Annotated in this window: 13 protein-coding genes and 1 tRNA gene; 9 read left to right on the forward strand and 5 right to left on the reverse strand. The window is 34.6% G+C overall.

Translation table 11 applies throughout. The features are described from left to right. Positions 1-44: 44 nt before the first annotated feature. The 7 genes from M2265_RS11025 to M2265_RS11055 all read left to right on the forward strand — a co-directional run bounded on the left by M2265_RS11025 (position 45) and on the right by M2265_RS11055 (position 9,197). On the forward strand, positions 45-932 hold the full coding sequence (locus tag M2265_RS11025) for an NAD kinase (RefSeq protein ID WP_021188282.1): 888 nt from the start codon (positions 45-47) through the stop codon (positions 930-932). A 418-nt stretch (positions 933-1,350) separates the two neighbouring features. Then, complete coding sequence (locus tag M2265_RS11030) at positions 1,351-2,088, forward strand: isoprenyl transferase (RefSeq protein ID WP_132772031.1); 738 nt, start codon at positions 1,351-1,353, stop codon at positions 2,086-2,088. Positions 2,089-2,209: 121 nt separating this feature from the next. Continuing rightward, positions 2,210-4,777 carry an outer membrane protein assembly factor BamA gene (bamA, locus tag M2265_RS11035; protein ID WP_132772032.1) on the forward strand — a complete coding sequence of 856 codons (2,568 nt, stop codon included), beginning with the start codon at positions 2,210-2,212 and terminating at the stop codon, positions 4,775-4,777. A gap of 582 nt (positions 4,778-5,359) precedes the next feature. Next, complete coding sequence (locus M2265_RS11040) at positions 5,360-5,893, forward strand: OmpH family outer membrane protein (protein WP_132772033.1); 534 nt, start codon at positions 5,360-5,362, stop codon at positions 5,891-5,893. A 117-nt stretch (positions 5,894-6,010) separates the two neighbouring features. Further along, positions 6,011-6,577, forward strand: a complete 567-nt coding sequence (locus M2265_RS11045) for an OmpH family outer membrane protein (RefSeq protein WP_031287178.1) — start codon at positions 6,011-6,013, stop codon at positions 6,575-6,577. 504 nt (positions 6,578-7,081) lie between these two features. Further along, positions 7,082-8,380, forward strand: coding sequence for a (Fe-S)-binding protein (locus M2265_RS11050; protein ID WP_132772034.1), 1,299 nt, complete (start codon positions 7,082-7,084; stop codon positions 8,378-8,380). A 22-nt stretch (positions 8,381-8,402) separates the two neighbouring features. Beyond that, positions 8,403-9,197, forward strand: a complete 795-nt coding sequence (locus tag M2265_RS11055; protein WP_132772035.1) for a (Fe-S)-binding protein — start codon at positions 8,403-8,405, stop codon at positions 9,195-9,197. Between the two features lie 49 nt (positions 9,198-9,246). Here M2265_RS11055 and M2265_RS11060 read toward each other — a convergent pair. From M2265_RS11060 to M2265_RS11080, 5 genes are all read right to left on the reverse strand, one after another. Beyond that, positions 9,247-9,330: transfer RNA gene (locus M2265_RS11060), tRNA-Leu, on the reverse strand. 88 nt (positions 9,331-9,418) lie between these two features. Beyond that, positions 9,419-10,297 (reverse strand): exopolyphosphatase, encoded by an 879-nt coding sequence (locus M2265_RS11065; RefSeq protein ID WP_132772036.1) that lies wholly within the window; start codon positions 10,295-10,297, stop codon positions 9,419-9,421. Positions 10,298-10,471: 174 nt separating this feature from the next. Further along, positions 10,472-11,482, reverse strand: coding sequence for a Gfo/Idh/MocA family oxidoreductase (locus tag M2265_RS11070; RefSeq protein ID WP_132772037.1), 1,011 nt, complete (start codon positions 11,480-11,482; stop codon positions 10,472-10,474). Positions 11,483-11,498: 16 nt separating this feature from the next. Then, a complete protein-coding gene (locus tag M2265_RS11075; protein WP_132772038.1) occupies positions 11,499-12,050 on the reverse strand; it encodes a hypothetical protein in 552 nt (183 codons plus the stop codon). Positions 12,051-12,123: 73 nt separating this feature from the next. Next, positions 12,124-14,700 (reverse strand): phosphoenolpyruvate carboxylase, encoded by a 2,577-nt coding sequence (locus M2265_RS11080; RefSeq protein WP_132772039.1) that lies wholly within the window; start codon positions 14,698-14,700, stop codon positions 12,124-12,126. A gap of 195 nt (positions 14,701-14,895) precedes the next feature. Between M2265_RS11080 and M2265_RS11085 the strand changes: the two genes are divergently transcribed. Both M2265_RS11085 and M2265_RS11090 read left to right on the forward strand, forming a co-directional pair. Continuing rightward, entirely contained in the window at positions 14,896-15,306 is a 411-nt protein-coding gene (locus tag M2265_RS11085; RefSeq protein ID WP_132772040.1) for an organic hydroperoxide resistance protein, read from the forward strand. Positions 15,307-15,399: 93 nt separating this feature from the next. Then, positions 15,400-17,595, forward strand: a complete 2,196-nt coding sequence (locus tag M2265_RS11090) for an FUSC family protein (protein WP_232789334.1) — start codon at positions 15,400-15,402, stop codon at positions 17,593-17,595. Positions 17,596-17,605: the final 10 nt, after the last annotated feature.

Consider the following 17,605-nt stretch of genomic DNA (forward strand, 5'->3'; position numbering starts at 1 on the left):
AAATAATGCAATCATTACTGCTAGAATAAAAAATACTGTACAATATGAGAATAGCAATTTATGGTAGAGAATTTAGTCCTTCAGTTATTCCCCATGTAAAGCATTTACTGGAATATTTAAATGGGAAAAATGTTGAGATTTGGATCTACGACAGCTTTTATACTTTTCTACAAAAACAATTTGACTGTAATAAAACCTTCTCCACTTACAGCTCTAATGAGAATCTGCCAAAAGACACAGATTTTATGTTAAGCCTGGGTGGTGATGGAACTATGTTATCAGCAGTATCACTAATCCATAATTCCGGAATCCCTATTGCAGGCATAAATTTCGGAAGATTAGGTTTCTTAGCATCCATAAATAAAACAGATTTTGAACCTTCAATTGATCAAATTCTAGCTAAAAACTATAAAATACAAAAAAGAGCATTACTAGCCGTAGAATCGCCTGACAGAGAATTATTTGGCGGAAACAGTAATTATGCCTTGAATGATATTACCGTTTTTAGATATGATAGTTCTGCAATGATCACAGTAAATGCGTACTTAAATGGCGAACTTTTAAACTCCTATTGGGCCGATGGTCTAATTATCGCGACACCAACAGGATCTACGGCATATTCATTAAGTTGCGGAGGACCTATCATTATGCCTGGAAGTGGCAATTTCGTAATTACCCCAATTTCACCACACAATTTAAATGTTCGTCCAGTAGTTATATCATCTGAATTTGAATTAGCATTAGAAATTGAAAGTCGTTCCGAAAAATATATATTGAGCTGCGATTCTAAAAATGAAACAATAGAAAGTAATGTCAAACTAAAAATAACTAAAGCGCCATTCTATATTAATTTAATCAGATTAGAAGGTGAAAGCTATTTTGAAACACTCCGGGAGAAACTACTTTGGGGCTTAGATGTAAGAAATTATTAGCGTTAACATGAATTTGTAATCCGCTATTCGTCAAAAAGATTTATATTTACCGCACGATATTTTAAAGAATCTGGTTAATATAAGTTATCCTTATGCAGCAATACTTAAAAATTAATGAAGAAAAAATTGCTTAATGGCAAGCGCAATTTCTTGAGGATATTAGGAAATTACATTTTTCAAATGAAAATCACACCTGATACAAGGAAATCTGACGTAGCACTTCACACTAATTTAATAATTTAATTGCAGTGGTAGTTTGTATACAACGAAATTAAAATAAGTATACACGATTGAAATTAAAACAGGCATCAGGCCAATTTCAACAACTATCTTACGAAAAAACGATACACTTGTAGCATATATTTAGAAATAAATGTTTTTACCAATCGTGAGATAGGCAGAAGTAAAGAAATAGAAAATGAGCATAATAGATCATATTGACAAAAACAATCTTCCTCAACATATTGCTATTATTATGGACGGCAATGGAAGATGGGCAAAAGAAAAAGGAAAATTACGGATTTTTGGTCATCAAAGCGGAGTAAAAGCTGTAAGAGAGGCACTAGAAGCAACTTTACAGGTTGGCGTAAAACACCTTACTTTGTATGCTTTTTCAACAGAAAACTGGAATAGACCCAAACTAGAAGTAATAGCGTTAATGGAGTTGCTGGTATCTTCGTTAAAAAAAGAAGTGAAAACTTTCCAAAAAAACGGTGTTCGTTTAAATGCAATTGGAGATCTATCTAAGCTCCCTAAAAATTGTCAAGAAAAATTGCAGGAAACAATGAATTTAACTGCCGGCAATGATAAATGTATACTAACATTAGCATTAAGTTATAGTTCGCAGGAGGAAATCGTCCAAGCAACAAAAAAAATAGCAGAAAAAGTTGTTAAAGGAGATCTGAAAATTGAGAATATAACAACCGAGGTATTTCAGGAAAATCTCTACACTTCAAACTTACCAAACCCAGATTTATTAATCCGAACAAGCGGAGAATATCGAATTAGTAATTTTCTTTTATGGCAGATTGCTTATGCTGAATTCTGTTTCCTAGATAAGATGTGGCCTGAATTTGAACAAGAAGACCTTTTTAAGGCAATTCTTGACTATCAAAAGCGAGAAAGAAGATTTGGAAAAACAAGTGAACAGATCTAATCTTTATTAGTAACTTTGCTGACTGATTTTAAACCTTCATATCTGCTGGTTCTTAAATTTTTCTTAATTAACAAAAATTAACAACTGATTGGTGTACTTTAGCATCAATAAAAATTTATAAATGAAGCGCATACTATTTGTTATATTATTTTTAGCATGTACCCAACCACAATTCGCACAAGCTCAAGTGAATGGAACTGCTATAAACCTGAATGACCCCGACCAGATAAGTTATTTATCCCCTAAAGACTATATTATTGGTGGTGTTACTGTTTCGGGAACGCAGCATCTTGACAACAATGTATTAATTACCATCTCCAAACTTGTCGTTGGCCAATATATTGAAGTTCCTAGTGAGGCCACATCAAATGTCGTGAAAGTGATGATGGCACAAGGACTTTTTGATGATGTCCAATTATGGGCTGAAAAAATAGAAGGTGAAACTATTTTTCTAAACATTCGTGTTAACGAAAGACCTCGATTAACCCGTATAGACATTAACGGTTTAAGTAAAAGTCAAACAGAGGAAGTTCGTAAAAGATTAAAAGATAACGCAGGTAAAGTTGTCAATGAAAACTTGATCAATACAACACGCAATACAATTCAACGTTTTTTAAGAGAGAAAGCTTATTTATATCCAGAAATTAAGATTAGTACTATTAAAGATACTACTCAAGCTAATAATGAGATATTAATTGCTGATGTTGACCGTAAAAATAAAGTTCGTGTTAAAAAGATAACATTTACCGGAAATAAGGAATTCACACAAAAACAGCTTCGTAAGAACTTAAAAGGGGTTAAGCAAAAAGCTTGGTTCCGTATTTTTGGACCTGGAAAATTCAAAGAAGAAAAATATAAAGAAGCAAAAGAAACCTTAGTTGCGAAAATGCAAAACAAAGGTTTCCGCGATGCCGAAATTATCCAAGATTCCGTAATTAAAGTTGATGATAAAAATGTCTTAGTCAATATCGATGTGTATGAAGGCCCTAAATATTATGTTGGTAATATTAAATGGTCAGGAAACGCAAAATATACAGACACAGTTTTAAATAGAATTTTAGGAATCCGTAAAGGTGATATTTTTAGTGAAGAAAAATTAACGACTAAATTGATGGGTGGAGGAAGAAATAGTGATGATATTTCTTCTCTGTATATGAATGATGGTTATTTGACATTCTCAATTGATCCTGAACAAACGCGTATTTATAACGATACAATTGATTTAAATTTACGCGTATATGAAGGTGCACAGTTCACCATCAACAATATTATAGTAAAAGGAAATGACGTGACCAATGATCGCGTAGTATTAAGATCTATTCGTACAAAACCAGGTCAAAAATTTTCAAAAGAAGCTATCATGACTTCTGTTCGTGAAATTGCACAGTTGGGTAATTTTGACGAACAGAAAACAAATCCAGTTCCAGAAAATATTAACCATGCTGAAGGAACCGTAGATATCGTTTATAACGTTACAGAAAAACCTTCCGATCAAGTTGAACTATCAGGCGGTTACGGTGCTGGACAAATTATCGGTACCTTAGGTTTAACGTTCAATAACTTCTCGACAAGTAACTTCTTTGATAAGAGCTCTTGGAAACCACTACCACGCGGTGATGGACAAAAATTGAGTGTTCGTGGACAAACTTCAGGTAAACGTTACCAATCTTATAGTTTCTCATTCTCAGAACCTTGGTTAGGCGGTAAAAAACCAATTTATTTTGGTCTTAGCGCATATACATCAAGCTCTTCTTACGGAGGTTTTAACTACTATACAGGAGAGCAGATGGTAAAAGATTCAGATCTTAACCGTATCTGGATGACTGGTGTTACCGCAACATTAGGTAAGCGTGTACAATGGCCAGACAACTGGTTCCAGGTAAATACTTCCCTTTCGTTCCAACGTTACAAATTACAGAACTATTCAAACTATTTCTTGTTTGACAACGGTACTGCTTACAACATTAACTTAACACAGGAAATCAGCCGTAATACGATTGATGCACCGATTTACCCTACTTCAGGGTCTAATCTAAAGTTTTCAGTACAACTTACGCCTCCATATTCATTGTTTAACAAAATTAACTACGAAACATCTGCACCGGAAGTTAAATACAAATGGACTGAATACCACAAATGGAAATTTGATTCACAATGGTATGCAAAGATTGCTGGTAAATTGGTGTTCAAAGCACAGGCACAGTTCGGTTTCTTAGGTAGCTACTCCAACAAAACAGGAATCTCTACATTTGAGCGCTTCAAACTAGGTGGTGACGGTATGCAAGGATTTGATTTCCTACAGGGATCTGAAATCATCGCGATGCGTGGCTATGCAAATGGTTCCATTATTCCAGAAGGAACACAAAACGTTAATATCGCTATGCGTTCAGGTAGTCCAATTTACACCAAGTACCAAATGGAATTGAGACATCCTGTCATGTTAAATGAACAAGCAACAGTCTTTGTATTAGCTTTTGCTGAAGCTGGTAATACTTGGAACAAATTCTCTGAATACAATCCATTTAAAGTAAGACGCGCAGCGGGTGTTGGTGCACGTATCTTCTTACCTATATTTGGTATGTTAGGTATCGATTACGGTCACGCATTTGATCCGATCCCAGGTTTACAAAGTAGCCAGTGGAAACAAAATTTCACATTCAGTATCATGCAAAATATGGGCGGGTTTTAATCGCTGGATTTATCCAACCCTCAGGTACTATCAAAATAAAAAGAAAGGCTTTCACCATTGTGAAAGCCTTTCTTTTTACCACCAATTCCTAAAAGGGTTGAGAAGTTTGTTTTAAACACTAAGTTTTCAATTATTCTAAAAACGCGTTTCATCTCCTATGCCAAAAGTATAAAATACCATACTCACATCCAGCAACTCGATTATAACCCCCTCGAAAAAGCACCTATAAAAAACGATTATAAGTGATACTACTAATTTAACGGAACAAATAAAAAACACGCATTAAATGCTACATATCATTGATAATATTTCAATAAAAGTTCCAACAAAAAAAAATGATAATTCATCAAATCATCATTAATCACTAGAATCTATACTACTCATAACATGAAGGAAAAAGGGCAAACAAGTTAAATAGTGTTAAACCCGAAAAATATCGCATAGATTGCTTCTTTTTTATTATTTTTGGGCAGTAAGTTTACTGGAGATGATTTTCCCAAATTAAACTATTGGGTTTATCCATGGTCTTAAAGTAAATTAGTGTTAAATAATATATTATAGTCTATAAAACTTTCAGAGAATATGAAAAAAATAGTTTTAGTAATAGCATTTGTCGTAGTTACCATATCAGCTACTTTTGCACAAAATTTTGCCTATGTTAATTCAGAATATATTTTAAAGCATATCCCTGAATATACAGCCGCACAAAAACAGTTAGATGATCTTTCTCAAAAATGGCAACAAGAGGTAGATCAACAATATGCTGAAATAGAAAAAATGTATAAAGCTTATCAGAATGATCAAGTTTTACTAAATGAAGATATGCGCAGACGTCGCGAAGATGAAATCGTGAAAAAAGAAAAAGAAGTAAAAGATTATCAAAAACAAAAATTTGGTTTTGAAGGCGAGTTATTTAAACAACGTCAGCAACTGGTTCAACCTATACAACAACGCGTGTCCAAAGCAATTCAAGATATAGCACAAGCGCAAGGATTCGATCTTGTATTGGATAGAGGTCAAGAAGTAACATTCCTATATGCAAATCCAAAATTGGATAAAAGTAATGACGTCATTATTAAATTAGGATTAAAACCTAATTCAGCACTTGCAAACTAAATATTAGTTTATTAATATTGCGAGAACAAATACCAGTAGTAGTAAGTATTAAATTAGAAACACAAAAATTTGTCTCATTATAATTTGAAGAGACGATTTAAGATTAAAATGAAAAGAATGAGAAATTTATTTAAAGGTGCTATTGCATTTGTAGCAGTTATTTTCGCTACTCAGTTAGCTCAGGCACAACAAAAAATTGGTCACGTTAATTTAGCTGAAGTAATTCAGGCAACACCAGAATTCAAAACAGCGGAAGGCCAATTGAAAACTTTAAGCGACGGAAAAACGAAAGAGCTTCAAGATATGTATGCGATGTATCAAACGAAACAAAAAGAAGCAAATGATAAAGCACGTAACAGAAGCGAAGCAAACAAAGAGACTGTTGATGTTGAATTACAAAAATTAGGTACTGAACTACGCGATATTGAAACTCGTATCAACGAAAACCAACGTGTTGCTCAAGAAGAATTAAACAAAAAAGAAGAAGAGTTGATTTCTCCTATTCATAGAAAAGTATCAGATGCACTTACTGCTGTATCTAAAGAAAAAGGATTTGCTTATGTTTTTGATATCTCAAGCACAAACATTCCTTATTTCCAAGGCGGAGATGATTTAACACCTGCTTTAAAAACAAAATTAGGTATTTCTGCAACAGCTGCTCCTGCAACTCCAGCAAAAAAATAATTAATTAAATCCTGAAATAAATTCAGGTTATAAAAAAACAGCAGTCCCTTCAAGGTCTGCTGTTTTTTTTATGACCTTACCTTACCTTACCTTACCTTACCTTACCTTACCTTACCTTACCTTACCTTACCTTACCTTACCTTACCTTACCTTACCTTACCTTACCTTACCTTACCTTACCTTACCTTACCTTACCTTACCTTACCTTACCTTACCTTACCTTACCTTACCTTACCTTACCTTACCTTACCTTACCTTACCTTACCTTACCTTTTGTAGCTAATAAGCAATAGTAAACCGAAAATAGTAAATACCATCATAAAGATTCCATAACACAATATATCTGTCGTCAGAATTGAATACAGACCTCAACCCTACCTCTAAACCAAAATGCCAAACTTATTTATTCAAAAAAGTCATTAATTTTTAAAAATTCTAAATAATATATTATGCATGCATAATATATTATTTATATTATATTTGTGTATACAGTGATAAAAAGATATGATTAACCAACTTATATTTACATTATGCTTTGTTAGCGCAATTATTCTGTTTGCAAAAAATGCTAGGCAGATTTATAAAAATATAAAAATAGGAAGAGCGCTTAATCGAAATGACAAACCTGCCGAACGTTTTAAAACCATGCTTTTGGTTGCATTTGGTCAAAAAAAAATGTTTAAGCGGATTATTCCCGCAATACTTCACCTTTTCGTTTATATCGGTTTTTGTATTATCAATATAGAGATGATTGAGATCGTAGTAGACGGCATATTTGGTACCCATCGTTTTTTATCATTTTTAGGAGGATTTTATAATTTCTTGATTGCCTCATTCGAATGGTTAGCTTTTGGTGTTCTGTTGGGCTGTATCATTTTCTTTATTCGCAGAAATGTCCTTCACTTAAAGCGCCTCAATAGCCCAGAATTAAAGAATTGGCCAAAAACAGATGCAAACCTTATTCTGATTACAGAAATTCTGTTAATGACAGCGTTTTTATTAATGAATGCCGCAGATCAAAAATTACAGCTCTATGGCGAATCACATTATATTATTGCCGGCTCATTTCCAATCAGTCAGTATATAATTTCATTCCTACCTTCCGATCCATCTGCTCTAATATTGATTGAGCGTATCTGCTGGTGGTTCCACATTCTAGGAGTATTAGCTTTTCTTAATTATTTACCCTATTCAAAACACCTGCACATTTTGCTGGCATTCCCGAACACCTATTTTTCGAATTTAAAGCCCAAGGGAGAGTTAACGAATATGGAAAGTGTAACCAATGAGGTAAAAGCGATGTTAGATCCAACCTTCACCCCTCCTGTATCAGATCAACCTATTCGTTTTGGTGCAAAAGATGTTCAGGATTTAACATGGAAAAACTTACTGGATGCTTACACCTGTACAGAATGCGGACGATGCACATCCTCTTGTCCCGCAAATATAACAGGCAAATTGCTATCTCCAAGAAAAATCATGATGGACACACGGGATCGTCTAGATGAAGTCGGAAAAAATATAAAAGCAAATGGAAGCTTTGTAGATGATCAAAAATCTTTATTAGACACTTATATAACTCGTGAAGAATTATGGGCCTGCACAAGCTGTAACGCATGTGTAGAGCAATGTCCAGTGAATATCAATCCCCTTGAAATAATTATTGAATTGAGAAGGTTCTCTGTGATGGAAGAATCACAAGCACCTGCAAGCATTAATACAATGTTTGGAAATGTAGAAAATAACGGTGCACCTTGGAAATATTCACAAATGGATCGGGCAAACTGGACTTCTCAACAATAATGCTTTTTATAAAACGATAAAGATGGAAAAAGAATTACACGTCCCAACGATGGCCGAGTTAGTGGCTAAAGGTGAAACAGCAGATATTCTATTTTGGGTAGGTTGTGCCGGAAGTTTTGATGAAAGGGCTCAAAAGATAACCCGAGATATTTGCCGTATTCTACAGCATGTCGGAATCAAATACGCGATATTGGGAACAGAAGAAAGTTGTACCGGTGATCCAGCAAAACGTGCTGGCAATGAATTTCTATTTCAAATGCAGGCCATGATGAATATTCAGGTATTAGATGGCTATGAAGTAAAAAAAATAGTAACAGCATGCCCCCATTGTTTTAACACCCTTAAAAACGAGTATCCTGCACTTGGGGGGAACTACGAACTGATTCATCACACGCAATTGATTCAAAGTCTAATTGATGAAGGAAAACTGAAACCTGCAGACGGTCATATTTTTCAAGGTAAAAAGATCACTTACCATGATCCCTGCTACTTAGGTCGCGCCAATGAAGTTTACGAAGCGCCCAGAAAAGTACTGGAAAGTCTAGATGCACAATTAATCGAATTAAAAAGATGTAAAAGCAATGGACTATGCTGTGGAGCTGGTGGCGGGCAAATGTTTAAAGAACCTGAGAAAGGCACAAAAGACGTCAATATAGAACGCATAGAGGAAATAATCGACAGCCAAGCTACGATTGTTGCCGCCGCCTGTCCATTCTGCATGACTATGCTTAAAGATGGAGTAAAAATTAAAGACAAAGAAACGGAAATAGAAGTATTAGATATCGCCGAAATAACGGTACGAGCTAATCGAATATAAAAAAAGGTCTGGAAAAATATCCAGACCTTTTTTTATCATCAATATGATGTACCCAGAAGCAGATTCGAACTGCCACACCCATACAGGCGCCACCCCCTCAAGATGGTGCGTCTACCAATTTCGCCACCTGGGCCTAATTTCAAAATGGTATCGCAAATTTAAACGTTTTTTTAAATTCTACAAGTATTTTTTACCTGTATATTCATTTTTATTTTCACCTCTTATTTTAGCAAATTCTTTTTTATCAAAGTATGGATAACCCCATCAACTAATCCTACGCGAGGTACCATAATCTGCTTCAAGTGTCCATACTTCATGATAGTCATGAAAATTTCTGTCGCTGGAATAATGACGTCGGCACGATCATCATTTAATCCCAATAAAGTAATGCGTTCTTTTAAAGAATATGAAGTTAGATAATGATAAAGAGCCTTCAATTTTGCATAAGAAATAGGCTTATCACCTTTTTCATTTGCCAAGCGAGAAAGCTTATTGATATTACCACCCGTTCCTATACCGTACACCTGCTTATACATTTTTGTATTAGTCGTTACCCATTCCTTAAGGTCATCCCAGGTCTCCTGTTCATCTTTGTTATCCAAAATACGGATTGTTCCTAAATTAAAAGATTTGGAATTCACCAATTTGGCATTTGCAAACAACGATAATTCAGTACTTCCACCGCCAACATCGATATACAAATAAACTTTATCCATATCCATCTTAGCTTCCAGATGGCTATTGTAAATTATCTCAGCTTCTTTGGTTCCATCAATAATAGCGATATCAATACCAATTTCACTTACCCTTTTCACAACCTCAGGACCGTTGGTTACATCACGCATCGCCGATGTAGCACATGCCATATAATCTTCAACATTATACACATCCATCAATTCACGAAATGCACGCATAGTCTTTACTAAATTATCCGCTTTTTTAGGCGATAATTTTTGATGGATGAAAGCGTCATCACCAAGACGCAACGGCACCCTTAGTAGGGTATTCTTTTTAAAAGAAAAACCTTCTTTTTCTTGAACAATATCAGCAATTAAAAGTCTAACCGCATTGGAGCCGATATCTATCGCAGCATACCTCACATTAATACATTTAAAGTAAATAAAAATGAAATTGATTTCTTACTGAGAATGGATAAAATACTCCTTCACAATAAGCCTTCTTTAATTGTTTCGAAAATATAAATAATAAATGAAGACGAAGTGAAATTAGTGTTAAATAATTATGAACAAGATAATAATTTAACACTAAGTCGGTTATTCCAAAATTTCCAATTGCCAATAAATCTGTTCTTCCGTAACAAAATAAGCCTTATCGTTTCTTATTTGATCGTAAACAGCATCAAACAACAGCATATAATTACCTTTTAAAGCTTTTAATCGTTCTGAGACCATATTACCTTGCTCTAAGTAAGTAAGCAATCCTTCGGCATGTTCATTCTCTTCTCCATAATGCTCATCAATAGGACTAATACCATCAATCAGTTGATTCTCTTGCACGTCCGTACGATCCTTAACAAAGGTTCCTTGTGTACCATGGAGCAGAAAGCTGTACTGTGATTCTAAGACCAACATACTGACCGTGATAAATACGGTAAGACCATGATCAAAAGTCAATAGAAGTGTAGCAAAATCATCAACCTCAGAATCTTTACGATGTATAGATGTTCTTTTGACAGCAGTTAATGGCTTGCCAAATAAAGAGATCACCTGGTCCAGTAAGTGAGATCCCAGATCAAACAAAATTCCTGCGGCAGGACGCTTAGTTTCTTTAAAGACCTTTTGTCCAATCTCAGCACGATAACGATCAAATCGTAAATGAAGTTCAACAGTTTCACCAACTTTACCACATTCCAAAACAGATTTTAGCGAATTAAAATCCGAATCAAATCTTCTGTTATGATAAGGTAATACAAACTTTCCAACCTTTCGTCCCAAATCAAATAATTCCTTTGCTTCTAATACCGTAGGCGCAAAAGGCTTTTCAATCAGAACATGTTTTCCTGCCAGCAAAGCTTGCTTAGCTAAAGAAACATGGGTATCGTTTGGTGTATTGATAATGACAAGTTCAATTGCATCATCTGCGAGAAGCTCCTCAACACTATCATAACTGATAATCGAAGGATAATCTAATTGTGCTTTTTTAGTTGATCGCTCTACAACTGCCCGCAATTCAAAGCGATCATTATTGGCTATAAATGGCGTATGGAATACCCTTCCGGACATTCCATACGACAAAACACCTGTAATTATTTTATTTACAGTCATTAAAATAAGATTTTATTTAGTGATGTGCATGCTCATCTACTTTACCACCAGCAAGTTTATAAACCTCTTGAAGTTTTTCTAAGCTCTCATGTGAAAAGTGATTAACAGCAGCATTTGTATTGTGAGACTCTTTCGTCAATTTTTTATTTACTTCAGCTTGAATCTCAGCAACAAGATGAGTATAAGCTTTATCATTAAATGCTGCAGTACTGTCCGCACCTAAAGCAACCGGAGCTTGAAAAGCAGGAACACCTCTCATCGCATCATTAACATGAAGGCTCAATGCTAATGAATCCAACTGCGGAAGAATAGTACTATACGACTCTTGAATTTTTGCAGATAAAGCTTTCGTCTCTGCAGAAGTAGATTTTGACTCAGCAAATTTCGCCAAATTCATCAAATAGTTCCCTTGCTCACCCACAAACTTAAACATGGCATAAGCATCACCATCAGCCAAAGAAGCACGCGAATTTTTATATTGGTTATCCAAACCTGTTTGGTAGTTACAAGAAGCTAATAAAGAACTTCCACAAACTGCTACCGCTACAAATAACTTATTAAATTTCATATCAATTATATTAACAGCACAAAAATAATAAAATAAACGGGGTTCAAAACTCTAATTAAAAAAGAGTTGAACTTTATGCCACATTTCTACCGGCATTAACAACCCCATAAATTGTTCTGGCAATTAATTTAGCATAAGCTTCTCGCTTCTTTTCATCCAATTTACCCTCATTGATTACCTTGATAGCATAGTGTTGAATAATTAATAATGGCAACACAATATTCTCACGTGCCAATATAGATTCACGATCAATAGGGTAATTTTCCATTAATTTCGATGTATTGCTCAATTTTAATAAATACTCTTTGGTAATTAAAAACTCGGCATGCAACATCTTCCAAAACTCACCATATTTCTCATCATATTGCATATAAGAAGTAATGTCAAAGTTCGATTTGGTCATGGACATCATACAGTTATCAATTAAAGTCTGAAAAAAACCAGAAGATAAATATAACTGTTGAACATCTTTCCAAAGATTATTTTGTTCCGCCCATTTCAATGCTGTACCGACACCATAAAAACCTGGTATATTTTGTTTCAATTGACTCCAGGCAGTTACGAAACTGATAGCACGAAGGTCTTTAAGCTTCAGCTCCTTATCCGAATTTCTTTTAACTGGACGACTACTGATATTGATAGAGGAAAGCGCTTTTAAAGGTGATAAATTTTCTAAATAGCTTAAGAATAAAGGATTCTTACGTAAATCCATAAACTTATTATAGCTGAGATCTGCCAATTTATCCACAATACCTTTCTGATGCGGCGTTAAAGTATCACCCGACCTTTGTTTAAGATCTGAAATAATCCCAGCATGAAGTAATTGTTCGATATTAAATCGTGCTGTATCTAAAGAACCGTATTGACTACTTATAGTTTGTCCCTGAATAGTTAACTGAATATGATCATTAGCAATTTCTTCACCCATTGATGCATAGAAACGTTGCGTTTTACCCCCACCTCTCGCAGGCGGACCACCACGACCATCAAAAAATACGAGATCCACATCATATTCTCGAGCAATAGCGGTTAATTCAATTTTAGCACTATAAATAGACCAGTTAGCCATCAAATAACCACCATCTTTAGTACTGTCAGAATAACCAAGCATAATTGTTTGCTTATTCCCTCTCAATTTAAGATGCTTTGCATACTCCTTATTCGTATAAAGTGATTTCATCACATCAGCAGCACGCGTCAAATCATCAACAGTTTCAAATAGAGGTACAAAATCAATAGTTAAAGTATCTTTCTTCCAGCCAGACCAGAGAAATAACTGTCGTAATCCCAAAATATCGCTCGCTTGCTGACAATTACTGATGATAAATCGCTGTGCAGCACGCTCAGATCCTGATTTTTGAATATCTTTCAGTAAACGAATAACTTGTAAAGTATCAACTTCCAATGCGGTAGCCTCTTCATCAAACGCTAGATCTAACTCTTTAAAATCAATAGCAGTCTGTTTATCTACTTCAGATAACGATGAGAAATCAGCTGAAATACCAGTTTCTTCTGGATATTTCTTAATGATATATTCAAAAGTTTGAGTCAGAATACTACTGTCCTGACGAATATCAAGCGTGGTAAAGAAACAACCGAAGGTCATTACTTTGCGTAACAAATCGTCAACAATCTCAACAAAAAGATTATTATGGTCCTCTTTAAGCACAACTTGAATAGCTTTTAGATTTTCAACAATCTGTGCTGTTTCATCAACAGGATTCTCAACAGGGTTAAAACTATTTTCATAAAACAGTTCCTGCAGATTATCCATATATTTTTCAACCCCTCTAAATGTAATGCGACGTTTTACAACTCTAAAATCCCTATAATAACAGCGAAATAAGATTGTTCTTAAAAGTGTCGCTACCTTTTTAGTACTTTCAGCACTTACATTAGGGTTACCGTCACGATCTCCCCCCGGCCAGAAACCCAGTTCAATCAATTGCCTAACCTCTTCCGTCTCTATACCTAGCTCATCATCAATATATGTCTGGATTTCAGAAGCAACCTTGTAAAAAACATTTTCCAAAAACCAAGCTAAACTAATAGCTTCATCAACTGGAGTTGGCTTATTGTTATTAATAAATGGTGTTTTACCTAACTGTTGCAATAATAAATGAATATTGTGAATATCATTCTCCTTAATCGCTCCAATTAAATCATTGATAATCGATAGAACAGTCCCAGGATAAAACTGAGTTGGATGAGCCGTTAACACAAGACGAACCGAAAAATCTTTCAATTTACCAACTATCTTACGCTTTAATTCCGGATTTATTTCAGAAGATTTAATTAAAGACCCAAGCTGTGAAGATTGATCAGTCTTGCCGATCGCTTTAAATGAAGAATCTTCAATAGCATCAAAAAGAACCACCTGTCTTTCTATATATTGCACAAATCGAAATAATAGATCGACCTGAGTTTGTTCATCCGAATAAAGCTCATGCTGCACAAAGAAAGAATTGATAATTTCCTCTGGAGTTTGATGTTTCTCAACACCCTTCTCACAATGTTGGGCAAAAAAAGGTAACAAGGTACCAGTATCCTTCACTTGCTGGAAGGGCAGTGTTAAAAATAGACTTTTAAAAAGTTCAAATCGCGTCAAAACTTCGTTTTGAAAAACGGCTTCTTTTGTACTCAATTTCATATTATAGAAAAAACAAATTGTCGTTAATGGAGAATGTTTGAATAAGATCAAACATTCAAATATATAAAATTAATATTCAAATAATCATTTAAATGAAAAATAGATAATAATAACATTGTAATATTACAATATTATTAAGAACAAAAACCTTTTGCCATTTGTTATATTATTTTACATCATTCAACAAATAGCGAAATGGGAAAACTATATACAGCAGAAGTTACGGCAACAGGCGGACGTAATGGCGAAGTGAAATCTTCAGATGGAATAATTGATTTAATCGTTAAAAAACCAACAGCAATGGGAGGTGAAGGTAATGCCACCAACCCTGAGCAATTATTTGCGGCAGCATGGAGTTCATGCTTTTTAGGTGCCGTAGCTGCAGTAGGAGAAAAAGATCATGTCGACATGAAAGATGCTACCGTAACCGTAAGAGCTTCATTTAATGAAGAAAACAATGCATTTTTTATCTCAGCTGAAATTGATTTGCACATTCCCACATTAAGTGCATCAGAATCTCAAAAGCTTGCCGAAAAAGCACATCGTGTATGCCCTTATTCTAAGGCAACCAAAGGAAATATAGAAACCAAAATAACTGGAATTTAGATTCTTATATTTAAATATTAACAGGCTATGCTTTTACAATAAAAAGCATAGCTTTTCCTATTCAATCTTGTATATTTGTTTGTATTCGATATTATGAAGCAGACACAAGAGATAAAGAGTTTTTTTTATAGCCAATATTTCGCAGATGGTATTAGGATAACCATTGGATGCATAGTTCCTGTCATTATTTTTGCCGCCATGGGTCAATTCATAAATGGTACATATGTGTCATTAGGAGCCTTATTGGTCGGATTATCAGACACGCCCGGTGCCCCTTCCCATCGCCGTACCGGAATGTATTTTGCAGGTATATTAACCATCATTACCTTTATACTTACTGTTTCCGTAAACGCTAATATCTATTTATTGACCATACTCATTGCGGCATTATGTTTTATCTTCGCAATGTTTGCAGTTTTCAATGCCCGAGCTGCGAATGTAGGATTAATGTGTATGCTAATGATGTTGATACATGTCGATACGCCATTTACCCTATTTAGTGCCCTATCATATCTATTTTACTATAGTATCGGATGCCTCTGGTATATCATCATCAGCCTATCCATCACGCAGATTCGTCCATACAGATTAACACAGCAGGAACTCGCAGAATCCATTCGTCATGTTGCCGATTACCTCAGATTAAAGGCTAATTTTTATGATATCAATGTAGATAATGATAAGAATTACCTTAAACTTATCGAAAAACAAGTAGAAGTAAATGATCATCAAGAAAATGTAAGAAACTTACTTTTTCAAAGTAAGCGATCCATAAAAGATACCACGAAAACGGGCCGCTATCTAACCTTTGTCTTCAATGATATCATTGACCTTTTTGAACAAAGTATGGCAACACATTATGACTATAACACCGTCAGTGAAAAATTTGGTCATACCGGTATTTTGAACGAATTCAAACATATCATTTTAAAACTGACGAATGAGCTCGATCACATTGCATATCAACTCAATGCCAACAGAATGCCGAAACCTATGTATAACTTTGATCAAGAGATCAATTTATTACATAAAAAAATTGATACTGTTGAAAAAGAGCTTCAATACAGTACGATTGCCTTAAGGAAGATTTTAATCAATGTCCGAGATATCATCAGACATATCAATGATATCTACAGCTATTCCCATTTAAAATCTACAGAAGTTAATAAAATGGAAATTGACGAAGCAAAAAAATTTATAGAACCTTCGATCATTGATTTTAAAAAAATAAGAGAAAATTTAACCCTAGAATCCACTTATTTTAGACACGCATTACGCATGGCTATTGTCATGTCTGTTTCTTATTTTGTAGCCAAATCATTTCATATAACTGAAAATATCTTTTGGATACTGTTGACAATTATGGTGATTTTAAAACCTGGTTTTGGCTTAACAAAATCAAGAAATATACAGCGTCTCATGGGAACCGTAATCGGCGGTCTTATTGGCGCTCTTATTTTATTCGTAGTTCACGATGAAACGATTCGCTTTGTTTTGCTTATTTTTTTCTTCCTAAGTGCATACAGTCTTTTTCGGGTCAATTATATCGTTGCTGTTATTTTTATGACGCCCTATGTACTCATTATGCTAAGTTTTGTAAGTACAAATACCATGGAGGTAACAAAAGAGCGTATTTTAGATACTTTCATAGGTGGCATGATAGCATTTTTGTCCAGTTATGTCATTTTCCCAAATTGGGAAGCGACGCAGGTCAAATTCTCCATGCAAAAACTACTTATCGCAAGCTATCACTATATAGCACTAACTTTAAAAGAAATCGCAGGAAATGAGCCCACTATTACAGAATACAAACTGGTAAGGAAAAAACTTTACGTTGAAACAGCCAATATGGGATCAACCTTTCAACGCATGTTGACGGAACCAAAAAATAAACAGAAATACACAAAAGATGTAAACAAGTTTGTTATTTTTAACCATGTTTTAGCCTCATTTGCAGTAACCCTACATAATCAGGTTACATCCTCAAGAGTCAACCACACAATAACAAAAGAACATATTAAATTGATCCGTAAAATATTAAGTTCCTTAGAAACGGCTATCAAAGCATTGGCCAACCCCAATGAAGAAAATCAATTTATACCTGTAGATTTTCAAATACCAGAAAATCAAATATCAGTTGATGAAACGGCCGATGAAAACAGTACTTTAATGACCGAACAACTTCAATTTATTACTAAAATTGTTGCAGACATAGCTAAATTGGTACAGCAATTAAAAGAAAAAACAAGCGCTGAGATCGACCCCATGTTAAACAATAAAATGCATTAATTTTCATACA

The sequence above is a fragment of the Sphingobacterium kitahiroshimense genome, from assembly GCF_025961315.1.
Taxonomy (GTDB): domain Bacteria; phylum Bacteroidota; class Bacteroidia; order Sphingobacteriales; family Sphingobacteriaceae; genus Sphingobacterium; species Sphingobacterium anhuiense.